The sequence below is a fragment of the Streptomyces sp. NPDC052023 genome, from assembly GCF_044548465.1.
In the GTDB taxonomy this organism is placed as follows: Bacteria; Actinomycetota; Actinomycetes; order Streptomycetales; family Streptomycetaceae; genus Streptomyces.
In genome coordinates, this window is record NZ_JBIUBW010000010.1 from 111,809 (window position 1) to 125,311 (window position 13,503).

A 13,503-nucleotide genomic window follows, 5' to 3' on the forward strand; every position below is an offset into this window, starting at 1 on the left:
AGATGACCACACCCGCCGCCGACGGCTTCCGCATGCCCGCCGAGTGGACCCCGCACGAGCGCACCTGGATGGCGTGGCCGGGCCCGAACCCCACCTTCGACGACCCGGACGACCTGCTCCTCTCCCGCATGGCCTGGGCGTCGGTGGCGCGCGCCGTCCTGCGGTTCGAACCGGTCACCGTCGTGTGCGGCCCCGGCCGGTCGGCGGAGGCGCGGACCTTCCTCGGGCCGGGCGTCGAGACCGTCGAGCGCGAGCTGGACGACGCCTGGATGCGGGACATCGGCCCCACCTTCCTCACCGACGGCAAGGGTGAACTGGCCGCCGTGGACTGGACGTTCAACGGCTGGGGTGCCCAGGACTGGGCCCGCTGGGAGCATGACGCGAAGGTCGCCGCGTACGTCTCGGACCTCGCGGGCGCGAAGACGTACGCCTCGAAGCTCGTCAACGAGGGCGGCGCGATCCACGTCGACGGCGAGGGCACGGTCCTGCTGACCGAGACGGTCCAGCTCGGCCCCGAGCGGAACCCGGGCTGGACGCGCGAGCAGGTCGAGGCCGAGATCCACGCCCACCTCGGCACCCGCAAGGCCATCTGGCTGCCCCGCGGCCTCACCGGCGACTACCCGCCCTACGGCTTCGGCACCCTCGGCCACGTCGACATCGTCGCCGCCTTCGCCCGCCCCGGCGTCGTCGTCGCCCACCACCAGCCCGACCCCGCGCACCCCGACCACGAGGTCACCAAGGAGGTGCTCGGCATCCTGAGGTCCGCCACCGACGCCCGCGGCCGCAGCCTGGAGGTCGTCGAGGTGCCCGCGCCGACCGTCCTGGAGGCCGACGGTCACTGGGCCGACTACTCCTACATCAACCACTACCTCTGCAACGGCGGCGTCGTCCTGTGCGCCTTCGACGACCCCCGCGACGAACTGGCCGCGGGCATCTTCCGCCGGCTGTTCCCGGAGCGGACGGTGACCCTGGTGGACGCCCGTACGATCTTCGCGGGGGGTGGAGGCATCCACTGCATCACCCAGCAGCAGCCCAAGATCTAGAGGAGTCAGGGATGGCCGGTGCGGCTCGCGCGCGGAAGAACGCACCGCCCCGCGAGGACGTTCTCGTCGCCGCCATGGAGATGATCGCCGAGCGCGGTCTGGAGAAGCTCACCATGGCGGCGCTGGGGCGGGAGGTGGGGATGAGCAGCGGCCATCTTCTGTACTACTTCCGCAGCAAGGACGAGTTGCTGCTGCGGACCCTGGAGTGGAGCGAGGGACAGCTGGGCGCCGAGCGCGGACGGCTCCTCAGCCGTGCCGGGGGCGCGCGGGAGCGGCTCGACGCCTACGTCGACCTGTATGTGCCCGACGGGCACCGCGACCCGCACTGGACGCTCTGGCTGGAGGTCTGGAACCGTTCGCAGAACGCCGACGACGACGCCCGCGCCCGGCAGGCCGCCATCGAGGGCGCCTGGCACCGCGACCTGGTCGCGCTGATCGCGGAAGGGGTGTCGCGGGGCGAGTTCCGCGCCGTCGACCCGGACCGCTTCGCGGCCCGGCTGCGCGCGCTGCTCGACGGTTTCTCCATCCATGTGGCGATCGGGCTGCGCGGGACCGGCCGGGCCCAGATCCTCGGCCATGTCCGGGAGTTCCTGGACGACGCCCTGATGCCGGGCGGCGACGGGGCGTAGGCAGTACGTGGTGTCCCGTGGGCCCATGATCGTGGTCGTGGGATCCATGCCCGCATCCTGAGACGGCGGTGAGTCGGAGGACGGCTTGTGCCAGACTGCCCCCGTGCTCTCGTTCGCCACGACGATTATTGGCAGCAGGCGCGCCGGTCCGCAGTGACCGCCACGTACGACCAGGTACGGGCGGCCACCGTCGTCCTCGACCCGCGCGCAGACCTCTCGCACCCGCGAGAGGTTTTTCGCTTTTCTGGCCCACCATCAGCCGGGAGCTCGGCGCGAGGGATCATAGGGGACGGTGGAGCCGGTCATTCCGGTACAGACCGAGATCCATACATCAGGAGCCTTCAGACCATGACGGAAACCAGCGAGCTCGACGACTCGTTCCACGTCTTCGACACCACCCTGCGCGACGGTGCGCAGCGGGAGGGCATCAACCTCACCGTCGCGGACAAGCTGGCCATCGCGCGGCACCTGGACGACTTCGGCGTGGGCTTCATCGAGGGCGGCTGGCCGGGCGCCAACCCACGGGACACGGAGTTCTTCGCCCGCGCCCAGCAGGAGATCCAGTTCCGCCACGCCCGCCTGGTCGCCTTCGGCGCCACCCGCCGCCCCGGGGCCAGGGCGAGCGAGGACCCGCAGGTCAAGGCGCTCCTGGCGGCCGGCGCCCCGGTGATCACCCTGGTCGCCAAGTCGCACGACCGGCACGTCGAGCTCGCCCTGCGCACCACCCTGGACGAGAACCTGGAGATGGTCCGCGACACGGTGTCCCACCTGAAGGACCAGGGCCGCCGGGTCTTCGTCGACTGCGAGCACTTCTTCGACGGCTACCGCGCCAACCCCGAGTACGCCAAGGCCGTCGTCCGCGCCGCGTCCGAGGCCGGCGCCGACGTCGTGGTCCTGTGCGACACCAACGGCGGCATGCTCCCCGCCCAGATCCAGGCGGTCGTCTCGACGGTCCTCGCCGACACCGGCGCGCGGCTCGGCATCCACGCCCAGGACGACACCGGCTGCGCGGTCGCCAACACCCTCGCCGCGGTCGACGCGGGCGCGACGCACGTCCAGTGCACGGCGAACGGCTACGGCGAGCGGGTCGGCAACGCCAACCTCTTCCCCGTGGTCGCCGCCCTGGAACTGAAGTACGGCAAGAAGGTCCTCCCCGACGGCCATCTGCGCGACATGACCCGCATCTCGCACGCGATCGCCGAGGTCGTCAATCTGACGCCCTCCACCCACCAGCCGTACGTCGGCGTCTCCGCCTTCGCGCACAAGGCGGGCCTGCACGCCTCCGCCATCAAGGTCGACCCCGACCTCTACCAGCACATCGACCCCGAGCAGGTCGGCAACACGATGCGGATGCTGGTCTCCGACATGGCCGGCCGCGCCTCCGTCGAGCTCAAGGGCAAGGAGCTCGGCATCGACCTGGGCGGCGACCGCGAGCTGGTCGGCCGCGTCGTGGAGCGGGTCAAGGAGCGTGAGCTGGGCGGCTACACGTACGAGGCCGCCGACGCCAGCTTCGAGCTGCTGCTCCGGGGCGAGGTCGAGGGCACACCGCTGAAGTACTTCGAGGTCGAGTCCTGGCGGGCGATCGTCGAGGACCGCCCCGACGGCAGCCACGCCAACGAGGCCACGGTGAAGCTGTGGGCCAAGAGCGAGCGCATCGTCGCGACCGCCGAGGGCAATGGCCCGGTCAACGCCCTGGACCGGGCGCTGCGGGTCGCGCTGGAGAAGATCTACCCGCAGCTCGCCAAGCTGGAGCTGGTGGACTACAAGGTCCGCATCCTGGAGGGCAAGCACGGCACCCAGTCCACGACCCGCGTCCTGATCGCCACCTCCGACGGCTCGGGCGAGTGGTCCACGGTGGGCGTGGCGGAGAACGTCATCGCCGCCTCCTGGCAGGCCCTGGAGGACGCGTACACGTACGGGCTCCTGCGCGCGGGCGTGGAACCGGCGTCGTAACCGGCGCACGTGCGAACGGGGCGGCGCAGTCCGGTGCCGCCCCACGCGGTGCACCTCAGGACCCGTCCGGCCCCGCCGCGGCCACCGGTGGCTCCGGGACGCGCGGCGCTCGGTCCCTGTGGAGCGGGGGTGCGGGTGCCGCCGTCGGGGCCGGCCCGCCGTGCGGCACGAACCCGCTCGGGCCGGGACGGGCCGGTCAGGGGGCCCGCCAGACGTTGTCGAAGGCGTCCTCCTCGATGCGCCGGCGCTGCCGGACCGCCTCCAGTTCCGTCAGGGCGTCGTTGACGGCGGCCAGGATCGTCACCACGGGTCCGTCGCCGGTGTCGGCGACGGGCACGCCGGCGGTGTCCTCGGCGCCGGTCTCCGACGGCTGACCGATGCCGAGCGCGCCCGCCAGGGCCACCAGGACGGGTTCCCGGTCGGCCCACCGCTCGTTCGCGTGTCGCCGGGAAGGCGAGTCCACCGCCGGAGCAGCCTCGCTCCGCCGCCGCAGCCAGTGCCGGCGTCCCCCCTCCGCCGCCGGTGCCTCCGCCTCCAGAACGGCGACGTAGGCCTCGGCCAGGCCCCGCCCACGGCGCCACAGCCATTCCTCGGCCGTCTCGTACGGCGGCTGCCGGATCAGCCCCGCCCCGGCCTCGTCCAGCAGGTGGTCCCCGGTGGTGCGCCCGGGGCCGGGCACGAGGCGATCGTCGTCCAGGGTGAGCGCCCCGGCGTCCACGAGGTCGAGCAGTTCCGCTCCGGCCAGGGCGAGCGACAGATCGCCCTGCCCCACGTCACGACCGGAGGGGAAGTTCAGGGCGACGATCAGCAGATCCTGCGGTGTGGTCATCTCGAGCTCCAGGTCGGGCGGCTTCCCGTATCTCCACGATGGGGCGCGGGAAGCCTATCCGCAGCACGGCGGCCGCCCCCGTTCCGCGCGGGTACGCGAAGGGGGAGCCGGGTGCCGTGCCACGCCCTACTGCAACCGCCACTTCTGATTGGCGGCTCCGGTGCAGCTCCAGATCTGCGCCCGCGTCCCGTTCGCCGACGAGTTGCCGGTGACGTCGAGGCACTTGTCCGCGGCGAGATTGACGACGTCACCCGTCGAGGAGCTGTACGACCACTGCTGTGCCCCCGTTCCGTTGCAGTCGTACAGCTGCACCTTCGCGCCGTCCGCCGTCGAGCCGGACGTCACGTCCAGGCACTTGCCCAGGGCCCGGACCGACCCGTCGGCCCGCACGGACCACTGCTGGGCGGCGCTGCCGTTGCAGTCGTAGAGCTGCACGGCCGTACCGTTGGCAGACGAACCCCCTGCCACGTCCAGGCACTTGCCGGCGAGCCCGGCGAGGACCCCCGACCGGTCGCCGCCGTCACTTTGGGTGCCGGTCCAGGTGAAGGTCGCCGACGTCCTGCCCGGCAGGCTGTACGTCGCGTGCTGACCGCCCCAGTTGATGGTCACCGTCTTCGCCGTCGCGGCGTCGTTGTAGGCGATCAGCGCCTTGGAGCCGTCCGTGTTGCGCCAGGCCACGTTCGGCACGGAGGACGACGCGGTGGAGGCGATCCGGTGGGCGCCCGGCCGGACGAACTTCGTCAGGTGGCCCATCGTGTAGTACTCGACGGTGTAGTCCACCTGCCCGTGCCGCGCGCCGCCGTTGTGCACGGTGACCAGTCCGTCGCAGGTGCCGCAGCCGCCGTTGTGGGGGCCTCGGTTCTGGTCCAGCGCGAGGGACCATTTGGTCACCGACTTCGCCCAGTTCCTGGTGTAGTCGATGATGTTCATCATGTCCTCGCGCTGCTGGTGGGCGATCCAGGTGCCGCCCGAGTGCTCGGTGCCGAAGGCGTCCAGCTGGGGATACCGGTTGTGGACCGCCGTCTGCTTGGCCACGTCGCCGCCGTACCCGTGCCAGGCGATGCCGCCGAAGTTCGGGTGCGAGCGGATCGCCGCGTCGTCCACCGTCTGGGCGGCGTAGGCGTCGTAGGTGTCCCAGTTCCAGTCGTGCGCCAGCACCTTGGTGGACAGCCCCGCCGCCTGGAGCTTGGGCAGCAGCTCGTTCTTGGTGAAGTACGCGAGCCCGGAGGCGTTCCAGCTCATCGACGGGTAGCCCGCGCAGCAGGTCGGCTCGTTCTGCGCGGTGACGTACGCGATCGGGATGCCCTGGGCCTGGTAGGCCTGCACGTACTTCACGAAGTACGACGCGTACGCCCCGTAGTGCTCCGCCTTCAGCCAGCCCCCGTTGAGCTGCCCGCTGTCCTTCATCCAGGCCGGGGCGGTCCACGGCGACGCCATCACCGTGAGCGCCGGGTTGAGCCGGCGGGCCTGCCTGGTGAGCGGCACCACGTCCTGGAGGTCGTGTGCGATGGTGAACTCGGAGAGGTCCGGGTCGGTCTGCCCGGCCGGCATGTCGTCGTAGGTGTAGCCGAAGCGAGCCAGGTCGGACCCGCCCATCGGATTGCGCAGGAAGGACAGGCCGATGCCGTCGGTCGGCGAGAACAGCTTGCGCATGGTCTCGTCGCGGGTGGCCTGCGACAGCGCGCCGCTGCCGTCCATCAGCCAGGCGGCGGTGTCGGTGAAGGAGGCGCCGCCGCCGGTGAAGGTCTGGTAGCGGGTGTTCTCGTCGACGGTGATGTTCTCCCCACCGCCGCCCGCACCGGGCTGGAAGGCGAACGGGGTCTGCGGCTGGAGCCCGCGGACCACATGGCGTCCACCGGAGTCGTCGGTCGTGGTCAGCCAGGCCGTGACCTGCTCCCCGGCCGCGTGTGCGGGAGCCGTGCCCAGGGCGTTCAGCCCGGCCGTGGTCAGTGCGCCGGCCAGCAGCAGCCCGAGCGTCTGCAGGGGTCTTTTCATGGTGCGCCGCCCTTCTGAGGGGGGTGAGTGGGGGAGGCGGGGCGTGCGAGCGGTGAGTAAATGACGGCTTCGTACCGGCGTCAAGGGGTTGCGCATTCAGTTCCCGAACGGACAACGGCCCCTGTCCGCGGTGCTGTTGCCCCTGTACCGGTTCTGACGTGAAGTCTTGACGGCTGAGCGGGGCGCCAGTTAACTCACGGCGTGATCTAAGTCGTAAGTTGTCCGTGGACCATGAGTCAGAGGGACGTTCCATGCGAAGAACCGCCCTGCTCGCCTGTGCCGCACTGCTCACCGGACTGCTCCCGCTCGCCACCGCCACCACCGCGTCCGGCGCCGGCGACCCCGCCACCGTGCCCGTCGACCGCTTCGAGGGTGAGGTTCCCTTCGCGAATCCGCCCGCCGGAGGCATCTTCACCTGGGGCGGCGACACCGACGACCCGCCCACCCTCGCCCTGACCGCCCGCGACGACGCACCCGAGGGCGAGAAGGTCCTCACCGGCACCTACGACATCAGCGGCTACGGCGGCTTCACCCACGACTTCGCCTTCGCCGAGCCCGCCCACGACTGGTCCGCCCACGAAGGCATCCGCCTGTGGTGGGAAGGCCGGAACAACGGCAGGAAGATCGCCTTCGAGCTCAAGGACGGCGGCGCCAACGGCGAGGCCTCCGAGCTGTGGACGACGTCCTTCACCGACGACTTCACCGGCTGGAAGCAGATCGAGATCCCCTTCACCGACTTCACCTACCGAACCGACTACCAGCCGGTCGGCGGCATCGACCAGGTCCTCGGCCTGGCCGAGGTGTGGGGGTACGCCGTCACCCTCCCGGCCGGCGCCGAGGGCGACTTCGCGATGGACGCCGTCGAACTGTACGGCGGTGCGGACCAGTCGCAGCGGGCGTCCGTCCGCACCGGCGCCGCGGTGTACCCGGTGCGCGAGGGCGGCACGGCATCGGTCGGGCTCGTCGTCGACACCACCGGCTCCGCCCCGCTCGGCGAGCCGGTCACCGTGGCGTACGAGACGGCCGGAGGCACCGCGTCCGGCGCCGACTACACGGCAGTCAAGGGCGAGTACACCTTCCCGGCGGGCACCGCGTCCGGCACCACCCACACCCTTGAGGTGCCCACCCGCAAGGACCGGTCGGCGGAATCCGCCGAGACGATCCCCCTGAAGCTCACGGTCACCGGAGCCAAGGCCCCCACCGAGACCCCGCAGGTCGTGATCGACGCGCACGGCCTGCCGTACCTCGACAGCAGGCTGCCGGAGAAGAGGCGGGTCGCCGACCTGCTGGCCCGGATGTCCCTGGAGGAGAAGGCCGGCCAGATGACCCAGGCGGAGCGCGGCGCGCTCACCGACGCCGGGGACATCGCCGCGTACGACCTCGGCTCGCTGCTCTCCGGCGGCGGCTCGACTCCGACGCCCAACACCCCCGGGGCCTGGGCGAAGATGATCGACGGCTTCCAGCTGCGCGCCCGGGCGACCCGATTCCAGATCCCGCTGATCTACGGCGTCGACGCCGTGCACGGCCACAACAACGTCGTCGGCGCGACGATCATGCCGCACAACATCGGCATCGGAGCGACCAGAGACCCCGGTATCGCCTACGAGACGGGCGCGGTGACCGCCGCCGAGGTCCGGGCCACCGGTATCCCCTGGGACTTCGCCCCCTGCCTCTGTGTCACCCGCGACGAACGCTGGGGCCGCTCCTACGAGTCCTTCGGCGAGGACCCGGCGCTGGTCGACGCGATGGAGACGGTCATCCAGGGCCTCCAGGGCCGTGCCGACGGACGTGACCTGGACCGCGGCGACAAGGTCCTGGCCACCGCCAAGCACTTCGTCGCCGACGGCGGCACCGAGTACGGCTCCTCCAGCAACGGCAGTTACACGATCGACCAGGGCATCACCAAGGTCACCCGTGCGGAACTGGAAGCGGTGCACCTGGCCCCGTACCGGACGGCCGTCGACCGGGGAGTCGGCACGGTCATGCCGTCCTACTCGTCCCTCGACCTGATCGGCGACGACAAGGGCCCGGTCAAGATGCACGCCGACGCGGACATGATCACCGGAGTGCTGAAGGGGCGCTTGGACTTCGAGGGCTTCGTCATCAGTGACTGGGCGGCCATCGACCAGCTCCCCGGCGACTACGCCTCCGACGTCCGCACGTCCGTGAACGCGGGCCTGGACATGATCATGGTCCCGTACGCCTACCGGGACTTCCGCACCACCCTCCTCGACGAGGTGCGGGCGGGCCGGATCAGCGAGCGGCGGATCGACGACGCCGTATCCCGCATCCTCACGCAGAAGTTCCGGCTGGGCCTGTTCGAGCAGCCCTACGCCGACACCGGCGGCGCCTCGAAGATCGGCTCCGCCGCACACCGGGCGGTCGCGCGCAAGGCGGCGGCCGAGTCGCAGGTGCTGCTGAAGAACAGCGGGGGCCTGCTGCCCCTGAAACGCTCGCAGAAGGTGTACGTCGCCGGCTCCAACGCCGACGACATCGGCAACCAGTCCGGCGGCTGGACCATCACCTGGCAGGGCGGCTCCGGCGACATCACCCCCGGCACGACCGTGCTGGAGGGCATCCGCGAGGCCGGCGGCGAGGTCACCTGGTCCAAGGACGCCTCGGCCCCGAGGGCCGGTCACGACGTGGGGGTCGTCGTGGTCGGCGAGACCCCGTACGCCGAGGGCGTCGGCGACATCGGCAACGGCCACGACCTGGAGCTGAGCCCCGCCGACCAGGCGGCGGTCGACAAGGTCTGCGCGGCGATGAGGTGCGCGGTGCTGATCGTCTCCGGGCGCCCGCAACTCGTCGGCGACCGGCTCGGCGGGATCGACGCCCTGGTCGCCTCCTGGCTCCCGGGCACGGAGGGCGCCGGCGTGGCGGACGTGCTGTACGGGCGGCGGCCCTTCTCGGGGCAGCTGCCGGTGACCTGGCCCAAGTCGCAGGAACAGCTGCCGATCAACGTGGGTGACGCCTCGTACGATCCGCAATACCCGTACGGCTGGGGTCTGACGACCCTGACCAGGGTTCCGGAGGGCGGCACCCTCACCCTGAAGGCGCTCGGCCTCGCGGCGAGGGCGGCGGAGCGGGCCGGCGCGGCCGAGGCGGGCCGCGCACTCGTCACCAAGGCGCGCCTGCTGGTGCAGCAGCGGATCGGCCAGGACGTGACGGCATCGGTGGCGAAGCCGTTCGCCGAGGCCGACCATCTGCTGCTGACCGGCCGCTACGGGGCGGCCGTGGAGAAGCTGACCGTCGCGTACAAGGCGGCGTAGGGCAGCACCAGAGCGGGCGTCGGTCCCTGGGAGGGAATTTCTCTCCTGGGGCCGATGTCCGTTTCTGTACCCGTTCAGGTAGCTTCGAACATATGAAGGCCGCGCTCGTACAAAGGCTCGTACGCCTGCTGATCGTGCCTGTCGCCGCCGTACTGGCGGTACTGGTGGCCGGTGCGCCGGGCGCACACGCGGCCACCGACCTGTCCAAGGTCGCCGCGGCCCTGCGCGAGAGCCCGGTCTACGTGGACCCGGCCGCGTCAGGCCTGCTGCCCGAGTCGGACGCCGAGGCGCTCGCCGACAAGATCAGGGACGCGGACAAACCCGTGTTCGTCGCCGTCCTTCCGGCCGGCTACCCCACCCAGAACCTCTTCCAGAACCTGCGCACCGAGACCGGCGTCACCGGCGTGTACGGCATCCGGCTCGGCGACCGGTTCGACGCCCGCGCCGACAGCGCGGTGCTGGGCCGCGCGGCCGTGTCCAACCTGGTGACGTCCGTGCGGAGCGCGGGCGACGTCAAGGCGCAGCTGAACGACTTCGTCGACGGCGCGCTGCGCAACGTCGGCGGTACCGCGCCCAGCAGTTGGGGCGAGGGCACCGGCGACGGCGTCTCCTCCACCGGCCTGATCACCCTCGGCGCGGTGCTCGCCGCCGGCGGCACGGGCGCCTACGCGCTCGTCCGCCGCAACCGCCGTCGCCAGGAGGAGGAACGGCGGGCGGCGCTGGAGAAGCTGCGGGTGGTGGTCGACGAGGACATCACCGCCTTCGGCGAGGAACTGGACCGCCTGGACTTCCACCCCGCCGAGCCCGGCGCCGACGACGCCATGCGCGCGGACTACGAGAAGGCGCTGGACGCCTACGAGAAGGCCAAGGCACACATGGCGGCGGCCCGGCGGCCCGAGGACGTCCGGGCGGTCACCCAGTCCCTGGAGGACGGCCGCTTCTCGCTGGCGACGCTCGCCGCCCGCCGTGAGGGACACCCGCTCCCGGAGCGCCGCCCGCCGTGCTTCTTCGACCCCCGCCACGGTCCCTCGGTCGCCGACGTCACCTGGACACCGGTGGACGGCGCGACGCGCGAGGTGCCGGTCTGCGCGGCCGACCAGGCCCGCCTGTCCGACGGCCGGGACCCGATGATCCGCGAGGTCGACACGGTCTCCGGCCGCCGCCCGTACTGGGACGCGGGCCCGGCCTACGGCCCCTGGGCCGGCGGCTACTTCGGCGGCGGCATCCTCCCCGGCCTGCTCGTCGGCACCCTGCTCGGCAGCGCCATGGCCACCCCCTCCTACGCCGCCGACTACGGCTCGGGCTACGGCGACTTCGGCGCCGGTGGGTACCAGGGCGGTGACGTCTCCGGCGCGGACTTCAACCCGGACGACTTCAGCGGCGGCTTCGGCGGCTTCGGGGGCGGCGACTTCGGCGGGGGCGGGGACTTCGGAGGCGGCTTCTGAGGCACGAACGCGGACACGGGAAGGGCCCGGCGCCGACGCGGCACCGGGCCCGTTCATCTGTGGGGCGCGAAACAGTCCGTGAGGCCTAGAGCGTGGCCGCCGCCGAGGCGATCGCGGAGGCGAAGGTGGAGACCTCCGTGTAGACGCCGGGGGCGTTCGGGCGGGCGCAGCCTATGCCCCAGCTCGTGATGCCGACCTGGACCCAGGCGCCGGCCGCGTCACGGCGGAACATGGGGCCGCCGGAGTCGCCCTGGCAGGTGTCCACGCCGCCCGCCGTGTACCCGGCGCAGATCTCCTCGCCCGCGATCAGCCCGCTGTAGCCGCTGTACGAGCGGCAGGTGGCGTCACTGACGAACGGCACGTTCGCCTTCAGCAGGTAGCGCTGCTGGGCGCCGCCCTCACGGGCCGCGCCCCAGCCGGCGACGGTGAAGGTGCCGGTGTTGTACTGCGTGGTGGTGGCGAGCTTCAGGGTCGGCAGGTTGATCGGCTGGGCGAGCTTGATCAGCGCCCAGTCCTTGCCGTTGCCGTTGTAGCCGGGGGCCCGGTAGACCTTGGTGGAGCGGACCTGGACGCGGCCGCTGGTGGACTGCAGGTCCACCACACCGGCGGTCGCGGTGATGCCGGTGTTGTTGCCGGTGGCGCCGACACAGTGCGCGGCGGTCAGCACGATCTGCTGGGTGTACAGAGCGCCACCGCAGCCCATGGACAGCCGGACCATGAACGGGAACTCGCCCTGCGCGGCACGGGTGCCGCCGACCACGGGGGAGGGGGCCGCCTGCGCGGCCGAGACGGGCTGAAGGCTGAGGACCGCGAGCGCGGCCGCACCGGCGACCGCGCATCTCTTGAGGGCCTTGAGGAAAGTCTTCACCTTGACGCCTTCCGTGGGGGGTCTGGGGGTGGGGGAATGTCAGGCGCATGTCAATTCCCGTGTGCTGGATTATGGGAACGGTGTGACCCTCCACACAAGCACCACAATCCGGCCAACCCGCTCCCGCGGACGCGCGCCCCTCCACGCAGGCCGGCCGTCAGCCCGGCGCGCTCAACGCTCGGGCAGCGCCAGCCATTCGTCCCAGGTCAGGTCGCGTCCCACGAACCGGGGCCGCTCGAACGGCCACTCCTCGGCGATCCACCGCGGCACGAAAACGTCCAGCGCCCGCTCAAGTGGCCCGCCGACCTCGCCGTCCACGACCCACCAGGAGATCTCGGCGTCCGCTCCGGCCTTCTCCGGCGGGTCGATGTAGACGCATCCACGCAGCGCGGTGCCGTCCGCGTTCTCCACGGTGTAGTTGAACGACTCGTGCGCGTCGATCTCGGCGGCGTGCCGCTCCAGGTCGGCTTGATTTGCCTCGTACGTCATCGTGGCCGGCGGCCATCCCCAGGCCTTGCCGTAGATCGACCACAACCGCTCCCGCGAGCCCATCACCGCCGGGTAGTCCAGCGGCGCGTCGGCGCCGCTGATCGGCCGCAGGCGATGCCCGTCCCCGTCGGGGATCGCGACGCTCAGCGGATGGACGAAGTCACGCGGCAACCAGGTCATCGGCGCAGCATCCCACAGGACGGTTGTCATGTGCCCGCCCCGGCTGGAAGGGGCCCGGGACGACGAGCGCCCGCCCTCTCCCGGAGGAAGTGGAGGGCGGGCGCGCTCGGAATGCGTCAGCGGGGCGGTACCACCGCCGTCAGACGTTCTTGATCGCCGAGATGTCGAAGTTGAGCTTGATCTTGTCGGAGACCAGGACACCGCCCGTCTCCAGCGCGGCGTTCCAGGTCAGGCCCCACTCGGAGCGAAGGAGCTCGGCCTTGCCCTCGAAGCCGACCCGGTCGTTGCCGAACGGGTCCTTCGCGGCGCCGTGGAACTCCAGGTCGATCGTGATCGGCTTGGTGACGCCGAGGATCGACAGGTCACCGGTGATCCGGTAGTCGCCGCCGCCGAGTGCCTCGGCCCGGGTGGACCGGAAGGTCATCGTCGGGAACTGCTCGGTGGTGAAGAAGTCCGCGCTCTTCAGGTGACCGTCCCGGTCCTCGTTGCCCGTGCTGATGCTGTCCATCGTGACGTCGAGGGCAGCGGTGGACCGCGACGGGTCGGCGCCGTCCAGGCTCAGCGTGCCGGTGAAGTCGAGGAACTTGCCCTTCACGTTCGTCACCATGGCGTGCCGGGCGACGAAGCCGATGGAGGTGTGCGCGGGGTCGATCGTGTAGTCGCCGGTCAGGGCGGCCAGCTCGGGGTTCACGGCGCTGGTCCTGGTCTTGGTGGCGGAGTTCCTGCTGCCGAAGATACCCATGATGCTCTCCTTGGGGACGGGTCTGTTGAATATTCAACGATGCCAACGGAGGAGACCGTAG

At 71.4% G+C, this 13,503-nt stretch carries 10 protein-coding genes; 5 read left to right on the forward strand and 5 right to left on the reverse strand.

Going from position 1 to position 13,503, the window contains the following annotated elements; translation table 11 throughout:
- The first annotated feature begins 2 nt into the window (after positions 1–2).
- From ACIHCM_RS21185 to cimA, 3 genes are all read left to right on the forward strand, one after another.
- Positions 3–1,043 (forward strand): agmatine/peptidylarginine deiminase, encoded by a 1,041-nt coding sequence (locus ACIHCM_RS21185; protein WP_399898042.1) that lies wholly within the window; start codon positions 3–5, stop codon positions 1,041–1,043.
- A gap of 11 nt (positions 1,044–1,054) precedes the next feature.
- Positions 1,055–1,672 (forward strand): TetR/AcrR family transcriptional regulator, encoded by a 618-nt coding sequence (locus tag ACIHCM_RS21190; protein ID WP_399898044.1) that lies wholly within the window; start codon positions 1,055–1,057, stop codon positions 1,670–1,672.
- 348 nt (positions 1,673–2,020) lie between these two features.
- The gene (cimA, locus tag ACIHCM_RS21195; protein WP_399898046.1) at positions 2,021–3,625 is read left to right on the forward strand and encodes a citramalate synthase; all 1,605 of its coding nucleotides are present in this window, start codon (positions 2,021–2,023) and stop codon (positions 3,623–3,625) included.
- Positions 3,626–3,821: 196 nt separating this feature from the next.
- Here cimA and ACIHCM_RS21200 read toward each other — a convergent pair whose 3' ends face one another.
- Both ACIHCM_RS21200 and ACIHCM_RS21205 read right to left on the reverse strand, forming a co-directional pair.
- Positions 3,822–4,454 carry a GPP34 family phosphoprotein gene (locus ACIHCM_RS21200; protein WP_399898048.1) on the reverse strand — a complete coding sequence of 211 codons (633 nt, stop codon included), beginning with the start codon at positions 4,452–4,454 and terminating at the stop codon, positions 3,822–3,824.
- 126 nt (positions 4,455–4,580) lie between these two features.
- A complete protein-coding gene (locus tag ACIHCM_RS21205) occupies positions 4,581–6,449 on the reverse strand; it encodes a ricin-type beta-trefoil lectin domain protein (RefSeq protein ID WP_399898050.1) in 1,869 nt (622 codons plus the stop codon).
- Between the two features lie 251 nt (positions 6,450–6,700).
- Here ACIHCM_RS21205 and ACIHCM_RS21210 point away from each other — a divergent pair, with 251 nt between their 5' ends.
- Together ACIHCM_RS21210 and ACIHCM_RS21215 are read left to right on the forward strand one after the other, a co-directional pair.
- Positions 6,701–9,718 (forward strand): glycoside hydrolase family 3 protein, encoded by a 3,018-nt coding sequence (locus ACIHCM_RS21210; protein WP_399898052.1) that lies wholly within the window; start codon positions 6,701–6,703, stop codon positions 9,716–9,718.
- A gap of 92 nt (positions 9,719–9,810) precedes the next feature.
- The gene (locus ACIHCM_RS21215; protein WP_399898054.1) at positions 9,811–11,163 is read left to right on the forward strand and encodes a hypothetical protein; all 1,353 of its coding nucleotides are present in this window, start codon (positions 9,811–9,813) and stop codon (positions 11,161–11,163) included.
- An 85-nt stretch (positions 11,164–11,248) separates the two neighbouring features.
- Here the strand turns inward: ACIHCM_RS21215 and ACIHCM_RS21220 are convergent, their stop codons facing one another.
- The 3 genes from ACIHCM_RS21220 to ACIHCM_RS21230 all read right to left on the reverse strand — a co-directional run bounded on the left by ACIHCM_RS21220 (position 11,249) and on the right by ACIHCM_RS21230 (position 13,442).
- On the reverse strand, positions 11,249–12,031 hold the full coding sequence (locus ACIHCM_RS21220) for a serine protease (RefSeq protein WP_399898056.1): 783 nt from the start codon (positions 12,029–12,031) through the stop codon (positions 11,249–11,251).
- Positions 12,032–12,202: 171 nt separating this feature from the next.
- Positions 12,203–12,700, reverse strand: coding sequence for an N-acetyltransferase (locus ACIHCM_RS21225; RefSeq protein WP_399898058.1), 498 nt, complete (start codon positions 12,698–12,700; stop codon positions 12,203–12,205).
- Between the two features lie 139 nt (positions 12,701–12,839).
- Positions 12,840–13,442, reverse strand: a complete 603-nt coding sequence (locus tag ACIHCM_RS21230; protein WP_399898060.1) for a YceI family protein — start codon at positions 13,440–13,442, stop codon at positions 12,840–12,842.
- Positions 13,443–13,503: the final 61 nt, after the last annotated feature.